Annotated in this window: 19 protein-coding genes; 7 read left to right on the forward strand and 12 right to left on the reverse strand. The window is 39.2% G+C overall.

The annotated features are described in order from the left end of the window. Positions 1–10: 10 nt before the first annotated feature. Positions 11–2236, forward strand: coding sequence for a S9 family peptidase (locus I6F53_RS05360; RefSeq protein ID WP_197238790.1), 2226 nt, complete (start codon positions 11–13; stop codon positions 2234–2236). Between the two features lie 144 nt (positions 2237–2380). Then, complete coding sequence (locus I6F53_RS05365; RefSeq protein ID WP_166420489.1) at positions 2381–4018, forward strand: methyl-accepting chemotaxis protein; 1638 nt, start codon at positions 2381–2383, stop codon at positions 4016–4018. 73 nt (positions 4019–4091) lie between these two features. Here the strand turns inward: I6F53_RS05365 and I6F53_RS05370 are convergent, their stop codons facing one another. From I6F53_RS05370 to I6F53_RS05380, 3 genes are all read right to left on the reverse strand, one after another. After that, positions 4092–5612 (reverse strand): M17 family metallopeptidase, encoded by a 1521-nt coding sequence (locus tag I6F53_RS05370; protein ID WP_197238791.1) that lies wholly within the window; start codon positions 5610–5612, stop codon positions 4092–4094. A 129-nt stretch (positions 5613–5741) separates the two neighbouring features. Continuing rightward, on the reverse strand, positions 5742–6794 hold the full coding sequence (dinB, locus tag I6F53_RS05375) for a DNA polymerase IV (protein ID WP_166420491.1): 1053 nt from the start codon (positions 6792–6794) through the stop codon (positions 5742–5744). Between the two features lie 340 nt (positions 6795–7134). Then, positions 7135–7311 (reverse strand): hypothetical protein, encoded by a 177-nt coding sequence (locus tag I6F53_RS05380; protein WP_197179945.1) that lies wholly within the window; start codon positions 7309–7311, stop codon positions 7135–7137. 167 nt (positions 7312–7478) lie between these two features. Here I6F53_RS05380 and I6F53_RS05385 point away from each other — a divergent pair, with 167 nt between their 5' ends. Both I6F53_RS05385 and I6F53_RS05390 read left to right on the forward strand, forming a co-directional pair. After that, entirely contained in the window at positions 7479–7907 is a 429-nt protein-coding gene (locus I6F53_RS05385; protein WP_197179947.1) for an acyl-CoA thioesterase, read from the forward strand. A gap of 18 nt (positions 7908–7925) precedes the next feature. After that, positions 7926–8978: an aldo/keto reductase gene (locus I6F53_RS05390; protein ID WP_197238793.1), complete on the forward strand. Its 1053-nt coding sequence runs from the start codon at positions 7926–7928 to the stop codon at positions 8976–8978. 66 nt (positions 8979–9044) lie between these two features. On the opposite strand, the gene I6F53_RS05395 is transcribed toward I6F53_RS05390, so the two are convergent. The 7 genes from I6F53_RS05395 to I6F53_RS05425 form a co-directional block, all read right to left on the reverse strand. After that, positions 9045–9659, reverse strand: coding sequence for a fumarylacetoacetate hydrolase family protein (locus tag I6F53_RS05395; RefSeq protein ID WP_197238794.1), 615 nt, complete (start codon positions 9657–9659; stop codon positions 9045–9047). Between the two features lie 217 nt (positions 9660–9876). Then, positions 9877–11292, reverse strand: a complete 1416-nt coding sequence (locus tag I6F53_RS05400) for an IS4 family transposase (protein WP_197238795.1) — start codon at positions 11290–11292, stop codon at positions 9877–9879. A 260-nt stretch (positions 11293–11552) separates the two neighbouring features. Then, positions 11553–13520 carry a hybrid sensor histidine kinase/response regulator gene (locus I6F53_RS05405; RefSeq protein WP_197238797.1) on the reverse strand — a complete coding sequence of 656 codons (1968 nt, stop codon included), beginning with the start codon at positions 13518–13520 and terminating at the stop codon, positions 11553–11555. 10 nt (positions 13521–13530) lie between these two features. Further along, positions 13531–13992 carry a response regulator gene (locus I6F53_RS05410; protein ID WP_197139911.1) on the reverse strand — a complete coding sequence of 154 codons (462 nt, stop codon included), beginning with the start codon at positions 13990–13992 and terminating at the stop codon, positions 13531–13533. Continuing rightward, the gene (locus I6F53_RS05415) at positions 13993–15477 is read right to left on the reverse strand and encodes a sensor histidine kinase (protein WP_166420497.1); all 1485 of its coding nucleotides are present in this window, start codon (positions 15475–15477) and stop codon (positions 13993–13995) included. A 35-nt stretch (positions 15478–15512) separates the two neighbouring features. Next, positions 15513–15722 carry a histidine kinase dimerization/phospho-acceptor domain-containing protein gene (locus I6F53_RS05420; protein ID WP_166420498.1) on the reverse strand — a complete coding sequence of 70 codons (210 nt, stop codon included), beginning with the start codon at positions 15720–15722 and terminating at the stop codon, positions 15513–15515. A 14-nt stretch (positions 15723–15736) separates the two neighbouring features. Beyond that, positions 15737–17077, reverse strand: a complete 1341-nt coding sequence (locus I6F53_RS05425; protein ID WP_165727625.1) for a sigma-54-dependent transcriptional regulator — start codon at positions 17075–17077, stop codon at positions 15737–15739. A gap of 225 nt (positions 17078–17302) precedes the next feature. On the opposite strand from I6F53_RS05425, the gene I6F53_RS05430 reads away from it, so the two are divergent. Beyond that, positions 17303–17818, forward strand: a complete 516-nt coding sequence (locus I6F53_RS05430; RefSeq protein ID WP_165727626.1) for an NUDIX hydrolase — start codon at positions 17303–17305, stop codon at positions 17816–17818. 39 nt (positions 17819–17857) lie between these two features. Here I6F53_RS05430 and I6F53_RS05435 read toward each other — a convergent pair whose 3' ends face one another. Both I6F53_RS05435 and I6F53_RS05440 read right to left on the reverse strand, forming a co-directional pair. Then, the gene (locus I6F53_RS05435) at positions 17858–18352 is read right to left on the reverse strand and encodes a YgjV family protein (RefSeq protein ID WP_197238799.1); all 495 of its coding nucleotides are present in this window, start codon (positions 18350–18352) and stop codon (positions 17858–17860) included. Between the two features lie 49 nt (positions 18353–18401). Next, positions 18402–18968 (reverse strand): Crp/Fnr family transcriptional regulator, encoded by a 567-nt coding sequence (locus I6F53_RS05440; protein WP_197238800.1) that lies wholly within the window; start codon positions 18966–18968, stop codon positions 18402–18404. A 348-nt stretch (positions 18969–19316) separates the two neighbouring features. Between I6F53_RS05440 and I6F53_RS05445 the strand changes: the two genes are divergently transcribed. Then, positions 19317–20693, forward strand: coding sequence for an NAD-dependent succinate-semialdehyde dehydrogenase (locus tag I6F53_RS05445; RefSeq protein WP_197238802.1), 1377 nt, complete (start codon positions 19317–19319; stop codon positions 20691–20693). Between the two features lie 756 nt (positions 20694–21449). Next, complete coding sequence (locus I6F53_RS05450) at positions 21450–22100, forward strand: hypothetical protein (RefSeq protein ID WP_197238803.1); 651 nt, start codon at positions 21450–21452, stop codon at positions 22098–22100. Positions 22101–22358 lie beyond the last annotated feature (258 nt).

The following is a 22358-nucleotide window of genomic DNA, read 5'->3' on the forward strand; positions in this document are numbered from 1 at the left end:
AGGCAACCTTGTGCTAAAAAAAATAAAACACCTCTCACTAGCCCTACCGTTAATGGTTGGCGCTATTAGTGTTCAAGCAAAACCTTTATCGTTGGAACGTATTTTTGACGATCCAAGCCTTTCTGGTAAATCACCTGTACAACTTAAATTTTCGCCTGATGGCAGCCGTGTAACTTACCTGCAAGGTAAAAGCGATGACTACAACCGCTATGATTTATGGGAATACAATTTAAAAGATAACACCAACCGTGTGCTAGTTGATTCGGCAAAGTTATTTTCAGGCCCAGAAAATCTATCAGATGAAGAAAAAGCCCGCCGCGAACGCCAACGTATTTTTGGTAAAGGCATACTTGAGTACAAATGGTCTAAAGACGGTAAAGCACTTTTATTCCCACTTAACGGCGACCTTTATTATTACGATTTAGCCTCTGGTAAAAGTAAAAAGCTAACTGACACTGAAACATTTGAAACCGATGCACGCTTTTCACCTAAAGGTAACTACGTATCGTTTATTCGAGAGCAAAATCTATTCGCTTTAGAGCTTGAATCAGGTAAAGAGATTCAGCTTAGTAAAGATGGCGGTGGCGTAATTAAAAACGGTATGGCCGAGTTTGTTGCTCAAGAAGAAATGAGCCGCATGACCGGTTATTGGTGGTCAGGGGATGAAACTAAAATTGCCTATACCCGTGTTGACGAAACACCAGTAAAAGAAGCTATCCGTAACGAAATTTACGCTGATGAAGTTAAGTTATTTAACCAACGCTACCCGTTTACAGGTACCGACAACGTTAAAATTCAACTGGGTGTTGTTAAACTTAACGATCAAAAAGTAGATTGGATTGATTTAGGTAAAGATGAAGACATTTATATAGCGCGTGCTAAATGGCTGAAAGACGGCAATACATTGTCGTACCAATGGCAAAATCGCTCACAACATAAATTAGAGCTGCGTTTTTATAACAGCGAAACTAAAGCACAAAAAGTAGCATTAACCGAAAACAGCGATACGTGGATTAACCTACATTTTGATCTTGAGTTTTTAAAAGACAAAAAGCACTTTGTATGGGCATCTGAGCGCGACGGTTTTAAACACTTATATCTGTATCGCACAAACGGTCAACTTGTTCGCCAAATTACTTCTGGCGATTGGGCTGTTGATAGCTTAAAAGGCATTGATGAGAAAAAAGGCATTGTGTACTTTGCTGGTCGTAAAGACACTCCTCTTGAGAGCCATTTATACAGTGCGCCTTTATTTAAAAAAGGCGATGCTAAACGTATCACCGAAAAAGGTAAATACCACAGTGTTGTGCTAGCAAAAGACAGCAAAACCTTTATCGACAATAGCTCATCTGATAACACACCAAACTCAGCAGCGCTTCGCAAAATAAACGGCGAATTTATTACATGGCTTGAAGAAAACAAGCTAGATAGTAACCACCCGCTTACCCCTTATTTAAGCGATTTAACAAAACCAGAATACGGCACAATTAAAGCCGAAGATGGCCAAGTTATGCATTACCGTTTATTTAAGCCAAGTAACGTAACCGATGGCAAAAAGCACCCTGTTATTGTTAATGTGTACGGCGGCCCGCATGCTCAGCGAGTAACGAATAGCTGGCGCAGCAAAAACTTGTACTTTCAGTACATGGCACAGCAAGGTTATGTAATTTTTCAACTAGATAACCGTGGTTCGTACAACCGTGGTAAAAAGTTTGAAGATGCTATTTATAAACACTTAGGTGTAGTGGAAGTTGCCGATCAAATTAAAGGCGTAGAGTTTTTACGAACACTTGATTACGTAGACCCACAACGCATTGGTGTTTATGGCCACAGTTACGGTGGCTACATGGCACTTATGACTATGTTTAAAGCGGGCGATTACTTTCAAGCAGGCGTATCGGGTGCTCCAGTAACTGATTGGGCTCTATACGATACGCATTACACTGAGCGCTATTTAGGTCACCCTGATACAAATGCTAAAGGTTATGAGGACAGCGCAGTATTCCCATACGCAGATGGCTTAAAAGGTCCATTAATGATTTATCATGGAATGGCCGACGACAATGTGTTGTTTACGCATTCAACTAAATTGTTTAAACAACTACAAGATAACGAAAAACAGTTTGAAATGATGACCTACCCAGGCTCTAAGCACAGCCTACGTGGTAAACAAGTGCAAACGCACTTGCATCAAACAATTACAAACTTCTTTAATCGTCATTTTGATGTTAAATAGTTAAACAAGTTTAAAAAGTAGACTAAAGGCTGATTGATAAATCAGCCTTTTTTTTGCATTAATGGTTGTTAAGCCTAGATTAAACTCTCTTTTTAGCTACGCTTATTCTATGCGCTAAAGCGCACACTTTTTGAGGATAAATGTATGCCTAGTTTACGTAGTTTTAGTATATTTCAACGTTTCTCGCTGCTCATAGCAATTGTGATATTTGGGCTTATAGCGCTTAGTGTAGCTAGCCTAACTCACCAATATAGCTCTCTTAAAAACGAGCAGTACCTTAAAACACAAAATGTAGTAGAAACTGCGTACAGTATAATCGAGCACTTTTATGACCTTGAGCAAAGTAACTCACTCACCCAGCAGCAAGCTCAAACGCAAGCTCTTGAAACAATAAAAGCACTGCGCTATGACAATACTAATTATTTTTGGATAAATGATTATCAGCCTACAATGATAATGCATCCAATGAAGCCTGCTCTCGATAATAAAGATTTAAGTAATAATAAAGATCCAGATGGCAAGGCGCTCTTTGTAGAAATGGCTAATATAGTTAAGCGTGATGGTGAAGGGTTTATACCTTATAAATGGCCAAAACCAGGTAAAGAAAAACCAGTTGAAAAAATCGCATTTGTTAAAGGTTTTAATCAGTGGCAATGGATTATTGGCTCAGGGGTTTATCTTGACTCAATAGACGAAGCATTTAGTGAGCAACGAAACCTTATAGTCGTCAGTGCAACAATTATGATTATTGCTGTTATTTTACTTAGTTACTTTATAGGCAAAAGCATTTTAATACCTACTCGTTTAGCAGCCGATATGATGAAAGATATTTCACAAGGCGAAGGCGATTTAACTCGTACATTAAATGAATCCGGTAACGATGAAATATCTGAACTATCACACTCGTTTAATTTATTTGTTTTAAAAATGCGAGAATCGCTTGTTCATGTATCACAAAGCGCAAGCGACGTAAGCGAGCATGCGCATACCGTTGACGAATCAAGTAAAACGAGCCACTCATTTATTGAGCTTCAAAACGATAGCTCAACCCAAGTTGCAGCTGCCATGGAGCAAATGACTCACCAAATACATGATGTGAGCCGTAACGCCGAAGCCGCAGAGCAAGCAGCTAAAGATGCAGCAAAAAACGCATCAACGGGTAAAAATGTGGTGGCGCAAACAATAACAGCCATAGAAACACTTTCAAGTAACATAGAAACCGTTAGCCGCGTGACAGAAGATTTAGCCAACGAGAGTCATAATATAGGTTCTGTACTTGATGTAATCAGAAGTATATCGGAGCAAACAAACTTACTGGCATTAAACGCCGCCATTGAGGCTGCTCGCGCAGGAGAGCACGGCCGAGGATTTGCAGTTGTTGCAGATGAAGTAAGAACATTGGCAAGCCGTACAGGGCAAAGCACAGACGAAATTCAAATCATGATCACTAAACTACAAGAAGGTGCAAAGGCAGCTGTTGAAGCAGTTAAATCAAGCCAAGCACTTTCGGTTTCTACCGTAGATCAGGCGTCGTCTGCCAATACTTCACTTAATGAAATAGAACGACTTGTTTCAATTATTACCGAAATGAACAGCCAAATTGCACGTGCTACAGAGCAGCAAACTCAAGCTGCCGACGAGGTTAATTTACGTATTAACGAGCTATCTCAATCAACAGAGCAGTCACTTAATAATACTAAACAGCTTACAAATGCCAGCGATAACCTTAAGCAAAGTAGCCAAGGGCTTTCGAGCGTAGTTAATCGCTTTAAATTAGATTGATAGCGATACCGTTATCATGAAACGCAAAAGCCCTGAATTAACAGGGCTTTTTTATTGCATGTAAGTTTTTAGCTTACAAACAGTAACGTGCAAACAAGCTCGTTACTGATGCGGCAGTTGGCTTACCGTGCTGCCAATCACCACCTTCAACACCGCTACCCGCAATATCCATATGCACATAAGGTAAAGGCTGTGCAGAGTCGTTACCGTGTTTATCAAGCCCACCAACAATAGCCATAAATGCCATTGGGAACTGATGACCACGAGCGGTAACAGCCGATGCCGCGTTATTGCTAGATAAAACATCGTCAGCTAGTGTGCGTGGTTTAATAAAGTCGTAATCTTCACGGCGAGAACGCGATACTTCAGCGCCATCAGCCCACAAATCTCCAAGGTCAGCAATTTGACGAGATACACCAGCGCTTCGAGCTGGGCCATTTTCAACATACGCACCGTAAGGACCCATTGCACGAGCCGCATGACCCGTTAATGTAGCAACAGTAAATAACGTTGGATTAACCTGCGTTTTAGCTAAATCTTTCATTTCGCTAAGTAGATCGCCCATTGCTAAACGCCCTTCTGCATCGGTATTACCAATGCGTACACGTACACCTTCGCGGCTAGTAATAATTTCATCTGGCACAAAACAATCTGAACCAATAGAATTACGAACAACAGCTAAATACGATACTACTTTAACGCCTTTAGGTTGGTAATCTGCAACAGCTTTCATAAAGCCCGCAACAGATGCTGCGCCGCCTTTATCACGGCTCATGCCTGCCATATGGCCGCCTACTTTTAGATCTGCACCGCCTGTATCGTATACAAGGCCCTTACCTACAAACATAAGTGTACGAGTAATTTCGCCCTCTGGTACATATTCAAGCTTAACAACACGTGGGTGATGGCGCTCAACTGCGTATGATGCACGAGCAACCGTACTTAGCATTGGGTAGTTTTTATCAATAGCAGTAATATCATCAATTACATCAACGGCCACATTTGAGCCTTTAAACAAATCAACGCAGTAATCAGCAAAACGTGGTGGAGCCATACGCTCTGGTTCAGTGCCACATAAATCACGTGCTGCATACTGCCCTGCTGCAATGGCATTAACTGCTTTAATTGTTTGCTCGTTCGCGCCCATTAAGGCAATTTGAGTAATAGGCTCAATACCTTCACCGTGATATTCACGCGCCTCTAATGGCTGCCATAATGCTTGGCAAGCACCTAAATAAGCAACTTCTAGCGCATGTTGGTAACGGCTATCACCATTTAAATTTGGTAACAATAATGCAGGATTAACACTGCCCGATGCTTTTGCTTCGTTAATTGCTAGTTTAGCTGCATCAAAATAGCGACGAACGTCGTCGTAATCTCTATTTAACGGACCGGTTGGCGCAAGTACAACGCGTTTGTTTTCAATCACTAATAAAGTAACTTGCTTACCAATGCGAGAATCAACTTTTGCCTGCGCTAAAATAGCGTCACGTAATGAATTGTTTGGTAATTGAGAAAAGTCATCACTAATAATAATAAGCGCATCATGAGATGTGCATTCAAGGCTTGCACTAACCGCTTGAGGGTATGCCATAAATAAAGTCCTGTTAGAAAACATAAGCCCCTATTATCGTCGATTTAAATATTGAAGACCAGCAAGGTGCGATGAGCTAATTATACAAGTTGCCAATAAATGGCAACTTGGAGTTACAGGCTTTACAGCTTAATCAAGAATACTCAGTTGGAAGTTTTGCTCTGGTTCGTTTTTAATGCCAACGCCTATACCAAGTAACCGAACAGGCTGTTGTAGACCTCGTTGATAGGCTTTGGTAAGTAGTTGAACAAGTATTTCAGTATTCAGCTCGTGATATGCTTGGTCGGCTGAGGTTACTACAAAATTTGCAAACTTCACCTTAACACTCAGCTTATTAATACGGTTTTGTAATTGTTGCTTATTAAGCCTTAAAACTAATTCGTCTAACAGTTTTGGAAGCTCATCTAGGCACTCTTGCAAACTTGTTTTATTGTATTCGTAGGTATGTTCAACACTCAGCGATTTTCTTATGCGATCTGTCGATACTTTACCAACATACTCACCTGCACATTTTTGATAAAGCGACACACCAAAATTACCTACATGTTGCTGCATCCAATTTACGCCTTTTTCGCGTACATCTTTGCCGGTATATAACCCTTTTAAATTGAGTTTTTCGAGTGTTACTTTACCTACACCCGGAATTTTACCCAGCGGTAATTGCGCCAAAAAGTCATCGACCTCGTGAGGCAAAACTACAAATTGACCATTCGGTTTTTTTTCGTCGCTGGCTATTTTGGCAATAAACTTAATAGGTGCAATACCTGCCGATGCAGTAAGCCCTGTGGCTGTGTAAATATCCGCTCTTATTTGCTGTGCTATAAGCGTGGCACTGCCTTTACAAGCACTACTGTCTGTTACATCAAGGTAGGCTTCGTCTAAAGAAAGAGGTTCAACTAAGTCTGTGTAGCGGTTAAATACTTCGCGTATCTGGTTTGAAGCTTCTTTGTATACAGCCATGCGCCCAGGAACAATAACTAAATCGGGGCATAATTGTTTAGCATGATAGTTCGACATAGCCGAGCGCACGCCATACTCTCTCGCTATATAGTTAGCAGTTGAGAGCACGCCTCGTCGGCTATTGCCTCCAATAGCAAGCGGTACATGTGCAAGTTTTGGGTTATCTCGCATTTCTACTGCTGCGTAAAAGCAATCCATGTCTATGTGAATAAACTTTTTCATCACCACTATAACGACTGGTTATTTATACAGTCATTATTATAGAATCAATTGTGATAAGCAAGCCTAGGGCCTGTTTATCTTTCGAGGTTAAATTTGCAGCAGTATGTTTGGTATTTAGGCAAGGCAGAGCCTATGTAGTGTGGTTATTCCCCATAAATAGGCGATAACGTAGCACAAATGCCAAACATACGCTGCCCGAAGGGTTCTGCCTAGGGGCAATTTACTCTTTGTTGCTCGGTTTTTACTTAGCCCACTAGGTCACAAACCTCGCGCCGCGATTAAATAGCCCCTAGATTGAACAAATTTTAATCCTGAAAGGTCAACAGGCCCTAGTTAGCGATTAAAAAAAGCGTTTATTGTCTTCAGGCTCTTTATAACCGCGTAGCCAAAATATAACCTCGAATAAAAACCCCGCTAGCATTAAAATAATAGCGCCAGATACGTTACCCATTGCATAACAGGTGAAAGAGGCTATAAAAACCAAACAAGCTAAAAACCAATTAATTATATTTTGCATACATACCTCTGTGTGTTTTTGTCTTGTGTGTTTTTACCGTGCCACTTAACTTTAGACCTAAAATTAAATAGGTACAATCATCTTACAAAAAAACATACTCTAATTACCTTGAGCTCATAACACCATATTGATAATCTAAGTGCTTTAAAATTAAGGGCCAATACATAATGCAAACGTTTAAAGATCAGCACCCTATTCATACCGACATCACCGTAGCATGGGCTGATATGGATGCACTGCAACACGTAAATAATGTAGTGTATTTACGTTACTTTGAAATAGCCCGAATCGACTTTTTAAATAAAATAAATCTGTTCGACACAATAAGCCCAAATGGTGTGGGCCCAGTAATTAGCGAAAATAATATTCGCTATAAACGCCCTGTCACCTTTCCCGATACGCTTACAGTGGGTGTTACTATTACTGATATAAAAACAGACCGCTTCACCATGAATTACACCGTTTACAGCCATGTTCAAAAGGCTATAACAACAACGGGTACTTCTAAAGTTGTCATGTTTGATTTTACAACAGGGCAAAAAGCTGCGATTTCTGAGCCTCTTTTATCGGCTTTAACTAGCCACGCTCAACACTAATTTAGCTAAGGAATTTTTATGAAATACAGTCCACTAGGTAGCAGTGGTGTAGACGTATCTAGAGTGTGCCTAGGCAGTATGACTTGGGGCAAACAAAATACTCAAAGCGATGCGGATGAGCAAATAGCCTACGCGCTAGAGCAAGGCGTAAACTTTATTGATACAGCCGAAATGTATGCTGTGCCTCCTTCTCCAGAGACCTATGGTAAAACAGAGGAAATTATTGGCGATTGGCTATCGCGTAATAAACAAAAACGCGGCGATGTAGTACTTGCCACAAAAATTGCAGGCAATGGCTTATCGTGGGTACGTGATGGTGGCAATATTACTCGCCAAACAGTAATAGAAGCCGTGGACGATTCACTCAAGCGCCTTCAAACCGACTACATCGATTTATATCAGTTACATTGGCCAAACCGTTCAACACCACATTTTGGTAGGCAGTGGCCTGGCACGCTTAAATTTACCGACGTAAATACACAAGAACAGCAAGCTAGTATGCTCGATATTCTAGAAGGCCTTAATGAATGTGTAAAAGCAGGAAAAATTAAGCACTGCGGTTTATCTGACGACACGCCATGGGGTATCAGCCAGTTTTTAAGTTTAGCTAAAGAGCATAACTTACCGCGTATGGTGTCTATTCAAAACGAATTTAGCCTAGCGCATGCTAAAGATTGGCCATATTTAATAGAGCAATGTGTTCATGAAGAGATTGCCTACTTACCATGGTCGCCTCTGGCTGCCGGTTTATTAACGGGTAAATACTTAAATGGTGCTCGCCCTGAAGGCTCTCGATGGACCTTCATGCAGCGCAACGGTATTTTTAGAGATACACCCAATGCAGAACAAGCAACTAAGCAATATGTTGAGCTGGCTTATGCAAATAATATTACCCCAGCGCAGCTTGCGCTAGCATGGTGTAACCAAGTTGATGGTGTTACGTCCTCAATTATTGGCGCGACAAGTATGGCGCAATTAAAAGAAGATATTGATGCATTTGATATAACGCTAAACAGTGAAATACTGACAAGTATTGATGCTATTTTTAGAAACCATCCAATGCCCTATTAATACAAACTTAAACAGGCAATTAAATCACATTTAATTGGCTGTTTAAGTGTCTGTTTAACCGTATTTTTAGTTCACGATCCACTGATGCTCAAGCAAGCACTGATCATTAGCATAAAGCGCAACAGAGAAAATACTTTTAGGTGTTACCTCGCCTACGCCCGACGGTGTGCCTGTCATTACTACGTCACCATCTTCTAAGCTCATAAATTCACTAATTTCTTGTAAAATTGAATCTGGGTTATGCAGCATAAAATGAGTATCCCCTCGCTGAGTCACTTCATTATTAATTTTAAGTTCAAAGGTAAAGTGCTGCATTGCATCTGTTAATTCAACAAAGTCACTTAAAATAACAGACCCGTCGAACGCTTTAGCCCGCTCCCAAGGTAGCCCTTTATTTTTTAATTTACTTTGCACAGTGCGCTTAGTTAAATCAAGGCCGAGCCCAACCCCTACAAACTTTTTATTTTTAATGACAAAACACAACTCGGTTTCATAATGCAGCGTATCGCCGTTGTGAGCTGCAAATAACGTATTAGTAATTGCGCTATTTGGCTTATTAAATAAAACCATTTGATCTGGCGTTTCGTTATTTAGCTCTGCAATGTGTGCGGTATAGTTACGGCCAACACAGACTACTTTTGATGGTGTTAATTTCTCAGATAATAACTTTATTGAATGCATATAATAACATCTCAGTTAATAGGGCCTGTTGACCTTTCAGGATTGAAATTTGTTCAATCTAGGGGCTATTTAATCGCGGCGCGAGGTTTGTAACCTAGTGGGCTCGGTAACTGCTCCTGCGTTACTCTACTGGCTTACATCCATGTAAGAATAAGTAAAAACCGAGCAAAGCTTCCGCGTCCTGCTCACGCCCCTTACCTAAATCCCTGTCTCTTGATCACAACTTTTCTGTCTGCTGAATTGATATTAACAATTCGGCAGATTCGACCATTTCTGCTAATTTCAACCACCCCTTCCAGAGTGCTTTTACGCCAACTCGACCATTTCTTTTACTGTCATACCACCCTCCCAATTTCGCTAAACTATAGTATAGCCAATGAATAGACGGTACTTTATCCGGCAACACATCCTTTTCAACCTTTGCCCATAGTAATTTCCACGTCATCTCTTTAACACAAGTTGTACATCTCACTTCTTTGTCTAATTCACTCCTTTGCGCCATATTTTGCAGCTGTAATAACCTGACAGCAATAAACGCTTTAATGATCGCAATTCGTAAAATATTATCACTGTGTTGCAAACGTAAATCTTCTACTTCGGTTCCATCTGTTTTCCATGTTTTATGAAACTCCTCTACACGCCAACGAAGTTCATAGTATCTTACTAATTTCTGGGCATCTTCTGCTGTATTTACGGGCTCTGTCGTATATAAAATCCAACATAATGGATTTTTTTGTGTACTTTCTTTTTCCTGACAGACAATGACATTGACACTCAATGTCGGTGATTCTTGCCCTTGAACTCGCTTAGGCTTGGCGAGTCTTATAGGTTGATAGCTCAATGTAATTCGGGCCTGACGCGCTTTTCTTCCCGCACGTTGCGCTATATTAATAGTGTAACAACACTGACCCTGCGCTGTTTCTATTAACTGATTGAGATTGCATTGAGGCTCTATTAATTTTCTATTTTCTTTTGCTCTGACTAAAAATCGATGCCCTTCATCTTTTTGGTAAGTCATGTACTCATAAATGTCAGCTTCTCTGTCGCAGATGTTAAGTATGTTTGATAATTCACCTGTACGTTTTTTTATATCCATTAATGTTTGTTGCCAGCGATAGCTTTCTTTCTCTTCGTAAGGGCGTTGCTGTTGTTGAACTTTAGTCCCTTTAACCTTTGATTTCCTAAACCAATAGTACTGGTCGAGTAAACCAATAACGTGCTCCGTATTTGCATCAATTGCTAAAGTTGAATGCGCATATAGCGTTCTTGTTTTTGATGGTTTTCCTAATGTATTTGCACAGTTCACATCGCCTAATTCTTTGCAAACACTGTGTTTAAATGTCAATCCTGTCGTATCTTGGATAGCGAGAACCAAAGGCAACTGCTTTACCGCTTCACTCGTTTGTGAGAACCCTGAATCTGCAATCGCTTGAGGGGATATTTTCTCATTTCTAATGAAACGATAAGCGGCTTCAATTTTTGCGGGTGTATCAGAAGCCTTAACAATTGAGCTGTCTGCATTCTCAGCCATATCGCTTGCTAGTAGAGCTAATCGTCGGGTGCGTCTCGGATCTCCTAAATTAGCGTTACCAAAAATTAATTGAGCCCATTCTTCAGAAGTGTTTGTGTGCATACGATAAATCTATGAGTGATGATGATCGATTAGATCACAGACTTATCGATATTCAAAGACTTGTGTATAAGAGACAGACCTAAATCCATGTAGGCAACAAAAAGTAAATAGTCCCTGGGCAGAACCCTTCGGGCAGCGCATGTTTGGCATTTGTTCTACGTTATCGCCTATTTATGGGGAGTAACCACACTATACAGGCTCTGCCTTGCCTAAATACCAAACATACTGCTGCAAATTCAACCTCGAAAGATAAACAGGCCCTAGCTAATTAGTGTTTCTAACAAGCTCAAATTAATAGGTTTAAGTAAAACTCGGTCAATATTTAAATCTTTTATTTCTCTTGGGTCTGGCTCAGCTCCACTTACAATCACTAAGCGTAGTTCAGGGTAACGGTCGTTAATTTGCTGACCTAAATCAACGCCACACCCATCAGGTAAATGCATATCTAACAATACTTTATTAAATTGTTGGTCGTGATTAAGTATTTGCAAACATTGCGCGCAGCTAGACGCAATCACAGTTTCTACACCTAAACTTTCTAAAAGTAGCTGTGTAATTTGCGCTGCATCGTGATCGTCTTCTACAAGTAAAAAGCGCTGTTTTTTCTCTGTTAAGTCCGAACTACTATTTATATCTTTGGCTTGAGGAGCATGTTCTGGCGCTACCAAATAATCTTGCAAACATTGATACAAAGCAGTGCTATCAACCGGTTTTGGTATTACATCATTAAAGCCAAGCGCAGCAAGTTCTTCATGTATTCCTTTCATAGTAGCAGCAGTGAGCGCAATTATTGGGCCTTTGTAGCCCATTTTTCTAAGCTCTATGGTAGCTTCCTTGCCGCCCATTACAGGCATATGAATATCAATAAAAATAATATCATAAGGCGATTTATACGCATCTGCTATGCGTACTTTTTCAAGTGCTTGCTGGCCATGCTCTGCGTAGTCTACTCGCGCGCCACAGGTACTGATCATATGACCAACTAGCATGCGTAAGTCGCGCAAGTCATCAACAACCAATACTCTTCCGTGTACTTTACAAGGAGCCAGTTTACTTTGTAGTTGCGGCGCACTGCTAAAGTTAAGTACTTGGCGCTCTACTTCACTAATATCACCTGGGTAAACCGAAATAGTAAACGTAGAGCCTTTACCAACTTCAGAGTGCAAACTAATATCACCGTGCATACGCGCTAACAGCTCAGCACATATTGCTAAGCCAAGACCTGCACCACCTACAGAGCGCGATTCTACATCAGCTATTTGCTCAAACGGTTTAAATATCAGTTCTTGTTTTTCAGGGGCTATACCCATTCCTGAATCCTTAATACTAAAAAACAGCATTTCGGTGTCATCAACCCACTGCGTCCACGCATTAACAACAATTTCGCCTTTATCGGTAAACTTAACCGCATTATTTATTAAATTTATTAAAATTTGGCGAACTCTTGTTGCATCAAGTCGTGCAACTAAAGGCAATGGCTGATGTGATTCAAAGCGTAGCGTAAGCCCTTTATCAAGCACCGATACGCGCATTAACGTGTATACATCGGCAAGCATGCTATCAAGGTTAACTTCACTTAAGGTTAGCTCTAATTTATCGGCGGCTATTTTAGATAAATCGAGCACATCGTTTAATAGGCTCAATAAGTGTTTACCGTTTCGATAAATTACACCTAACTCATTTTCTGCTTGCTGACTAAAGTCGCTCTGCATTAATAGTTCTGTATAACCTAAAATAGACGATAGAGGAGTTCGTAATTCGTGGCTCAAATGGGCTAAAAAGCGGTCTTTAGAACGGTTTTCAGCTTCCGCTTTTAAGCGCTCTACTCGCTCACCTTCAACATCTTTACGCGCCAAAGCATAGCGAATAGCACGCGCAAAGCGGCTAGAGCTCATTTCTGTTTTTATTAAATAATCTACCGCGCCAGCATCAAGTGCCGCCGAATCTAGTTCGTCGTTTGACTGCCCGGTAAGCATAATAATAGGTCCGCTAAAGCCGTTAGTAATGGCTTCTTTTAATACATCTAAACCATTAGATGCACCCAAGCGGTAATCAAGCAGGCAAATGTCGTGCTCATTTTTGCTAAGCGTTTCAATTGCCTGCTCAGGGGAGCTTATCCATTGAATGTTAAACGTGTGTGAATCCAATTGGTCCAGATAGTCGCAGGTGAGTATGTAATCATCTTCATCATCTTCTACAAGCAGCAACTGAGTCACTTTATCTAACATACAATCTCCATTAATCGTTAAATGTTGTTGGTAGCTCTACAAATTCTACCCAGTATTTTCCAAGTGTTTTCATTAAATCAACTAGGCCATCAAACGTTACTGGTTTTGTAATGTAAGATGCAGCGCCTAGGTTATAGCCTTTAACCATGTCTTCTTCTTGCTTAGACGTAGTTAAAATTACAACCGGAATACCCTTTAAATTAGGGTTTGCTTTAATTGCTTCAAGCGCTTCGCGACCATCCATTCTAGGCATGTTTAAATCAAGTAATATAAGCCCAGGGCGAGGCGATGTTGTCTTGTCTTCAAACTTACCTCTACGCTCTAAGTATTCAAGTAACTCAACGCCATCTTCAACAAAGTGAAGTTCGTTAAGAACACGGCTTTCGGCAAGGGCATCTTGTGTTAACAAACGATCATCTTCATCATCATCTGCCATTAAAATAGTAATCGGTTTTACTTTTGTATAGGGCATTTAAGCCTCTCCTTGCAATGTGAAAAGCGCAGCTTCCACAGGTAGTTTTATGGTGAAAGTTGCACCTTCACCGTCTTTACTTTGGGCTGTAATTGTTCCGCCATGACGCTCCACAATACGCCTACATACAGAAAGGCCAATACCCGTGCCTTTATACTCTGAGCGGCCATGTAAACGCTGAAACGGTACAAATATTTTATCGGCGTAGTCTTGTGAAAAACCAATGCCATTGTCTTCTATTGTAATAACTTGAAAACTTAATTCGGTATTATGATCAGCACTAAATATATTTTCATGCTGGTAACTAATTTTAATATGTGGACTTACATCTGGGCGTCTAAATTTCACCGCATTCGACAACAAATTTAAAAACAATTGCTGCATTTGGCTTTTATCAGCCTGAATAACCGGTAAGTCTTCTACATCTACTTGTGTATTAGACTCATCTATCGCAATTTCTAAATCACTTAATATATCGGTTACCACTTCGTTTAAATTTGTATCGTCAAAGTCTTTACCACGCGTTGCTATACGCGAAAACTCTAATAGGTCGTTTATTAAGTTAGACATACGTTGAGCTGCATTTTTCATACGGCCAATGTAATCAATCCCTTTTTCACCAAGTTCATCTTTAAACATTGTTTCAAGACGATCGCTAAAGGCTTGAATTTTTCTAAGTGGTTCTTGTAAATCATGGCTCGCCACAAAAGCAAACTCTTCAAGCTCTCGGTTACTTCGGCTCAACTCGTCAGAATACAACGTTAATTCTTGCGTACGTTCAGACACTTTCGTTGCTAATGTTTCGTTTTGTTTTTCAAGCTCAAAACGATACTTTGCAGCATTTCTTAAATTAAGACGCGTCATTACAAACATACCAATAATAAGTAGTGCACTTGTTATTGCCGTTATAGCAAACGTAATTTTAGCCTCATTTTTTATCTTTGCTAACTTTGAAAAATGACTCACTTTGAAAAGTAATTCGCGGTCTTGTATTTCATTTACGTGTTCACGGATTTGCCTATAAAGATCTCGCCCTTTATGTGTATTTAACACATACAATGCACGTCTTTCTCTATCATCAAGTGCAAGGTTAACGGTTTTTTTAAGCTCGTTAATTTTACTATCTACAAGCACTAGTAACTGAGCAATACGATCTGCTTGGCCATCAATTTCAGAGTGGAGCGATTTAACATGATCTGTTTGTGCCTGTATTTGCCCAATCGCATCATAGTAAGGCGTTAAATAATCAGCCTCTTCCGTTAATAAATAACCACGCTGACCCGACTCAGCCTGCACTATAGATAAATGCAATTGCTCAATTGCCGTTGTCAGCATACTTGTGTTGTCTAAACTCTTTTGGGTTTGTGTTAAACCTTGAATAGTGTTCAATGCTAAAAATGCGTTACCTACAATAATACTCAACACAACAACTATAAAAGCTGCCCAAGTAATATTCGCTTTGCTTTGATGTTTTTGCTTGTTCATTAGCTTCCCGAGTTAGTGTTTAAACAACACTGTATTTATTGAGAGTCTGATATTTTTTGTAAACTTTCGCTGCACTGTTGGCAATTATTGATAATTTTATCAAGTGCATCTAACGCTTTTTCCTTTGGCATATCGTTTTCAAGTACCAATTTAATAAGCTCGGCATTCATCGAAATACGATTTAGCGGCCCTCTTGCATCGTGTACTAATTTATTAAGCTGCTCTGTTTTATTGTCTGATGTCATACCCTTCCTCAGATCTATTTATATTCGCCAATACCGCCATACGCATTAAGGCGGTTATAAAGTGTTTTTGTACTAATACCTAACATTTGCGCAGCAAGTGTTTTATTACCTTGCACTTTATCAAGCGTTGCATGAATAAGTTCTTTTTCAACTTCTTCAATTGTTTGCCCTGCCGATACTGGCTTTTCTGCAGTTTGATTATTAACACGCGAAAACGGCGATTCTAAATTATCAGGCAAAATAATATCGCTAGTTTGCGGATCACTCATAATAAATGCACGGTGTATCGCATGGCGAATTTCGCGCACGTTACCCGGCCATTCATAGCTTTGCAACTCTTTAAGCTGTGCTGGCGTCCAACTAAAGGCAGTGCCATTTTCGTCATTAAGTTGATCTAAAAACGCTTTAGCTAATAAAGGAATATCTTCTTTTCTATCGCGAAGTGGCGGTATATCAATAGGAAAAACCGCTAGCCTAAAGTAAATATCTTCACGAATAATATTATTTTGCGCTAAATCGGTAAGCGAGCGGTTAGTGGCTGAAATAACACGGCAATTTGTTGGTATTTCTCTGTTACCACCGACGCGCGTTACTTTTTTAGTTTCAAGCACTCGCAGTAAATTTGGCTGCATATCAATTGGCATTTCGGTTACTTCATCTAAAAATAAAGTACCGTTATTTGATTGCTCAAATACCCCTTCTTTACGAGCTATAGCACCGGTAAAAGCGCCTTTTTCATGGCCAAATAATTCACTACCAATTAACTCTTTTGAAAGCGCACCACAGTTACTCGCCACTAACGGGCCTTCACACTGGCTGGCGTTATGGATAGCTTGAGCTACAACTTCTTTACCTGCACCACTTTCACCCATGAGCATCACGTTAGCATTTGTTTTAGCAACGCGTTCAATCATGTTGTAAAGCTTGTGCATTACCTCTGATTCGCCAATTAAGCCACCAAAGTGACGCGTTATACCACTCGACTTTGCTTTTTTAACTGCTTTTTTAGGGCCATTTAAAACCAGTTCTAAATCTTCGCGTTGTAATGGCTTTAATAAATGCCCTACATTTGGCTCACACATTTCAGCTAAAATACCTTTAACTGAAGGGTGGCCCGAAATAAGTGTAATTTTTGGAGATTGCCCAATCATTTTTAAATGATCGAGTAAATGCAGGCCGCTGCCATCTGGCAACATAAAATCTAACAGCACATGATCAAAGGTATTATTTTCAAACCATTGATGCGCTTCTTTTAAACTGGTTGCGGTGCTTATATTGTGGCCGAGGAATTCGACTATGTGGCATACAACGTCACTAAACTCGACGTCATCATCTACTAAAAGTATGTTTAACATGATAAATCCCTATGCTTTTTTCTTATTCTACGCATCATAAATACTAATTTAAAGGCGCGCTTAAAATCTAATGACTTAAATAATTAAGTGATTCAATACTATTTATGTTACCAACTTAATATTTACGTATGCTTAAAAAAATCGATCACAAAAAAATAATTAAAATCGTTCCTATTCACACAATGATAGCAACTGATAGTATGAACATCCCACAAAGGAGATGAAATGCAGCAATTAAAAACCCTGATTCATTCAGGTATTAATATCGACCAAGGCACTCAATTTACTCGTATAACAGGGCGTGCCATTGTAATTAAAAATAGTAAAATACTTTTAATGTACACAAACCGCTATGAAGATTACAGCTTGCCTGGTGGTGGCGTGGATGAAGGCGAAAGCATTGAGCAAGGCTTAATACGCGAACTAAATGAGGAAACCGGTGCACAGCAAATAAGTGTAGTAAAAGCCTTTGGACTCTACGAAGAGTATCGTCCTTGGTATAAAGACGATTTTGACATTATCCATATAAAATCGTATTGCTACGTATGTAATATTGCCGACGAACTTGGTAAAGCCCAGCTTGAACATTACGAGCAACAAAATGGCATGACTGCTAAATGGGTTAATATTAATGATGCAATTGCACATAACGAGCGCACGCTTGCCAACAGCGAAAAACAAGGGCTTTCTATTTTGCGAGAAACCTACTTACTTAAAAAGATTGCTGAACAGCTTTTTTAACGTCTACTTACCTGTTTAAAAAACGAAATATACCGACCCCTAAGCTAATTTTTTAGGGGTATAAAACCGATATAGCCCTACTAAATTACTAGCCATAAATAGGCTTTCCATTAATACAGCTATCGGCGAGCCTACTAATATATTATGACTTATCCAAAGCGATGTACCCACCACCATAATTAAGCGTAAATACAGATCATTTTTTTGAAACGAGGCAAAAGTCTGAATAAGTGTTGCAGCAAGTGCCAAACCACTTAGCCAGCTATACCAAGTAAAATAAACTGCTAAGCAACTAAGTAACATAAACGCCAACATTACCCATGTTTTTCGAGCAAATACACAATATAAATAACGTATTGCAGCAATTAACATTAGGCTACCCGCGCTGGCATGGCCAAGTATAAAAAAATGAACTGACGTAAGTAAAACAGAACTAAATAAACACATTAAAATAAGCGAACGAGACTTAAACTGAAAAGAAGCTAAATCTAATAAAGTAGCGATGGCTACCAAGCACTGAGCAAATAAAAACATAGTGACTCCTGAAAAAGCAGCAGTCTAACCAGCTTTACTATTTTTGCCCTTAACTTAAGTTAAGTCGTTTACGAATTCGTGATAACGAAATAGCCGATATACCAATATACATAGCCACTTCGGTTAAGCTTAGCTGTGCAAGCCAGTGCGGCTTTTTTAGTAACAAATAACGATAACGCTGCTCAGGACTATTAAGTAGTAAAAAAGCCTCCTTTGCCTCTTTAAATATAAGCTGCTGAGCAACAAGCTGGTTTTTAATGTTGACCCATTCACTGTTATCAAATATATGTAATGGGACAACGATAACTGTGGCAGCCTTTATAACCTTTAACTGATAAAAAGCCTCTGTGTTTGTAAGCCAATTAGCAAACAATAGCGCAAATTCATCTTTAAAATAAAACTCCTTACACCTTTGCCCTCCATCAATTGTAGAGTGCAAAGCGCCAAGTACACCGTCAATAATTAAATAACCATAACGCTGCGTTTCGCCTTGTTGTAATAGCACTGTATCTCGGGAGAATTGCTTAACTGAGTATTGCCCCGCCAGCTTTTGTTTTAAAACGTGTGTAAGCTCGGCATAACTATCGCCCAGTTCAAATACATATGTTTGACTCATTTATTTGCCATTTTAATCATTTGCGAATTTTAGCTGCACTCGTATTAGCATATTGAGTAAACAACCTTATATTATCAGCGCTGCACTAAGCTTTATAAGTGCGTAGTAATCAATAAATAGTAAGTGAAGGTTAGAAGAAACGTATCATTTTTATCTCTATGTAACTTTTTCTGCTAATTGCATTATTTACAGAACATATCAGAAAGCATTTTAAATAAAAATTATACTTTTATAAAAAGTAAAAATAAAAACTCAAATATTACATACAGTTATAAATAATTTATTGATGAATACTAACTGGCTTTTGTTTTGCACCCTTATAGATAATTAATTTGTAAGGAGATAGAAATGAGTAACACAGTTAAAACGATTAATCCGGCAACTGAGCAAACCATTAATACCTACACACTACTTTCTCAAAAGGAAGCTGAGCAGGTAATCGAAAAATCTCACGAAACATATTTAAAATGGCGTTTAACCTCATTTACCGAACGTGCTAAGCATTTAAATAAATTAGCATCGCTATTTGAAGATCAAAAAGAAGCTATTGCAAAACTAATGACCGAAGAAATGGGTAAAGTTTACGAGCAAGGCTTTCAAGAGGTTGAGCTGTGTGCAGCTATTTGTCGTTACACCGCCGAAAACGGCCCACAAGTACTTGCCGACGAAGAACGTGATATGGAAGGTGGCCGCGCAATTATTAGCTACCAACCAACGGGCGTATTATTAGGTATCCAGCCTTGGAACTTCCCGCTTTATCAGGTAATTCGTTACAGTGCAGCCAATATTATGGCGGGTAACACAACAGTATTAAAGCATGCTGGTAACGTATTTGGCATGGCTGAAAAAATCGACACCTTATTTAAACAAGCAGGCTTCCCTGAGCATTGCTTTAGCAACTTACTTATCGATGGTAAAACAGCAAGTTCATTAATCGCGCACAAAGCAATTAGCGGCGTAACCTTTACAGGTAGTGATGCTACAGGTAAAAAAGTAGCTGAAGAAGCTGGCAAGCATGCTAAAAAGACGGTACTTGAGCTTGGTAGTAACGATGCCTACTTAGTACTTGATGACGCAGATTTAGAGCTAGCAGTTAAAACCTGTGTAACAGGCCGTATGATTAATAACGGCGAAACCTGCGTTTCAGCTAAACGTTATGTAGTGGTTGAGTCTCTTTATGATGACTTTAAAGCGCAAATAAAAGAGCAATTTGAAGCCATGAAAATGGGCGACCCAATGGCAGATGATACAGACTTAGGTCCAATGGCACGTGAAGATTTACGTGACGGCATTCATGACCAAGTAATGGAATCAGTTAAAGCAGGTGCAAACATAGTAACGGGTGGCGAAATTCCATCGCAAACAGGTTACTACTACCCACCAACGCTACTAGATAACTTATCGCCTGGCATGCCTGCGTACGATGACGAACTATTTGGCCCAGTAGCTTCGCTAATAAAAGCGAAAGACAACGACGATGCAATGCGCATCGCCAACGACTCTCGCTACGGTTTAGGCGGTGGTATTTTCTCTAAAGATGAGAAAAAAGCCATTGAACTAGCTAAAAAGCACTTCGACACCGGCATGATTAATATCAATGGTTATGGTTTAGCACAACCTAACCTACCGTTTGGTGGCGTTAAAGGCAGTGGCTATGGCCGAGAACACGGCGGTTTTGGTATGCGTGAATTTGTTAATGTTAAAAGCATTATGATCGCCAGCTAATTTAGCTAAAGCAGTTAAGCTGCGTATTGAATAAATATTTTTAATACGCTTTTTAAACTCAAAAAATTATTAAGCCTAAAAGCGGGTAACCACTTTTAGGCTTTTTTATGACTTTTAGAAAGTAATTCTCTGAGGCAGCACTTAGTTTTTAGTAAGTGACAGTACCGAGCTTGGATATATTCGTAGGCGCGATTTTACATCGCGCTTTTAAGAACTAAATATCCTTCAAAATAAAAGTTACAAACTAACCATTGCTACTTCATTAAATTTTAATAATTTAAAACTCACTTCACAATTTAGCTTCTTTAATAAAAACGTAAGCACGCTGCTTTTATCGTTATTTTAAATTACGCTAACAAACCAGTTAAGCAATATATTAAAGGCATAAACATAGCGAGGACTATTACAGAAAACATCACAATATGATGCTTAAACAGAGCTAGGCCAAGTACGATTAAACCCAGAGCTAACTATTGATATGTAGAAGCTAATACCTGAAACCTGACAGACAAAAATGAGCGAGATATAGTCATTCAGATGAGTCGTCATTAACTTAGTAAGAATAAGAGGAAACTTTCTTCTTTTCCGCATGTTTCCATAAGCTACAGTAAGCATAATATTTATAGCTGGCAATCACTTACACTATTTGCTATTAATGTAAGTTCACAAAATAAGGACTTTTTCGCGCTAAAATAGGGAAAGTGTCCTCTGAAAAGTTGTTAGGCTACTACCACAAATCACATATGGAGATCATCAATGGGGTTGAAGGGAGATTACGAAGAATTGATTAGCTCTTATAGAAATGTGTCGCTTCCAAGTCGATTATTTCTAATAGTGTTTTTCTTCATTTCTATAAGTTCGATCGCTTCTTTAGCCGATACCATTTTTAAGTGGAAAGGGTTTATTGCCGATTTACTATTGTTTTACCAAAACTTTGTAGTAACTCCGATTATTACTATTACTTCAAAAATTGGTTTTAATTACAGTGACAATGAAATTCATGCATGTATTTTACTTACAATTACAATAAATATTGGGATGCGTTTATTGGAAAAAGGACAAATAGTAGCTTTCGATCAAATCAACAAAAAGTATTCCTCGAACCTAAAACCTGATCTTAAATTATTTAAAATATTAGCTATTATTATTCCTATAGCTTCTTGGTTTTGGTACGGCTTAACCAATCAAGATATTAACTTATTTTATGTTTGGTTTATTACTTTAGGTTATCCAATATTTCTTGTCGGCCCCAAATGGTTACTGTCTAAATTTGATAAAGAAGAAGGCTCTTTTTTAGAAAAAGAACATTTCAATTATTTTAGTATGTATTACCTGTATTTATTATCTATTTTACTGGTTGTTGGTGTTTTAGGGGCTATAAATTCTGGTCTACATAAAGTAGCCTAACAAGCTGTTAAACAAGGACAAAAAATAGTTGGTTTTTACTCCTTCGTCGCTTATTTTAACCAACGATTTTATTGTCTGTTAACAGGGCGTTATAGCGCATGTTCAAATTCAAGGAAGTATTGTGAATTCAACCAAATATCAAGTTTTTATAAGTTCAACGTATTCAGACCTAGTAGAAGAACGGCGTTTTTCAAGACAGTTGTCGCCTAAATTGTTAAGCAGCTTCTTTGTGTTGCTCTGGATTTAACTCCACAGCGC

The organism is Pseudoalteromonas sp. SWN29 (genome assembly GCF_015864465.1).
Lineage (GTDB): Bacteria > Pseudomonadota > Gammaproteobacteria > Enterobacterales > Alteromonadaceae > Pseudoalteromonas.

Coding starts and splice junctions, on each gene's coding strand:
- I6F53_RS05365 (WP_166420489.1), top strand. CDS start 2,381: ATGCCTAGTTTACGTAGTTTTAGTATATTTCAACGTTTCTCGCTGCTC.
- I6F53_RS05370 (WP_197238791.1), bottom strand. CDS start 5,612: ATGGCATACCCTCAAGCGGTTAGTGCAAGCCTTGAATGCACATCTCAT.
- dinB (WP_166420491.1), bottom strand. CDS start 6,794: ATGAAAAAGTTTATTCACATAGACATGGATTGCTTTTACGCAGCAGTA.
- I6F53_RS05380 (WP_197179945.1), bottom strand. CDS start 7,311: ATGCAAAATATAATTAATTGGTTTTTAGCTTGTTTGGTTTTTATAGCC.
- I6F53_RS05385 (WP_197179947.1), top strand. CDS start 7,479: ATGCAAACGTTTAAAGATCAGCACCCTATTCATACCGACATCACCGTA.
- I6F53_RS05390 (WP_197238793.1), top strand. CDS start 7,926: ATGAAATACAGTCCACTAGGTAGCAGTGGTGTAGACGTATCTAGAGTG.
- I6F53_RS05395 (WP_197238794.1), bottom strand. CDS start 9,659: ATGCATTCAATAAAGTTATTATCTGAGAAATTAACACCATCAAAAGTA.
- I6F53_RS05400 (WP_197238795.1), bottom strand. CDS start 11,292: ATGCACACAAACACTTCTGAAGAATGGGCTCAATTAATTTTTGGTAAC.
- I6F53_RS05405 (WP_197238797.1), bottom strand. CDS start 13,520: ATGTTAGATAAAGTGACTCAGTTGCTGCTTGTAGAAGATGATGAAGAT.
- I6F53_RS05410 (WP_197139911.1), bottom strand. CDS start 13,992: ATGCCCTATACAAAAGTAAAACCGATTACTATTTTAATGGCAGATGAT.
- I6F53_RS05415 (WP_166420497.1), bottom strand. CDS start 15,477: ATGAACAAGCAAAAACATCAAAGCAAAGCGAATATTACTTGGGCAGCT.
- I6F53_RS05420 (WP_166420498.1), bottom strand. CDS start 15,722: ATGACATCAGACAATAAAACAGAGCAGCTTAATAAATTAGTACACGAT.
- I6F53_RS05425 (WP_165727625.1), bottom strand. CDS start 17,077: ATGTTAAACATACTTTTAGTAGATGATGACGTCGAGTTTAGTGACGTT.
- I6F53_RS05430 (WP_165727626.1), top strand. CDS start 17,303: ATGCAGCAATTAAAAACCCTGATTCATTCAGGTATTAATATCGACCAA.
- I6F53_RS05435 (WP_197238799.1), bottom strand. CDS start 18,352: ATGTTTTTATTTGCTCAGTGCTTGGTAGCCATCGCTACTTTATTAGAT.
- I6F53_RS05440 (WP_197238800.1), bottom strand. CDS start 18,968: ATGAGTCAAACATATGTATTTGAACTGGGCGATAGTTATGCCGAGCTT.
- I6F53_RS05445 (WP_197238802.1), top strand. CDS start 19,317: ATGAGTAACACAGTTAAAACGATTAATCCGGCAACTGAGCAAACCATT.
- I6F53_RS05450 (WP_197238803.1), top strand. CDS start 21,450: ATGGGGTTGAAGGGAGATTACGAAGAATTGATTAGCTCTTATAGAAAT.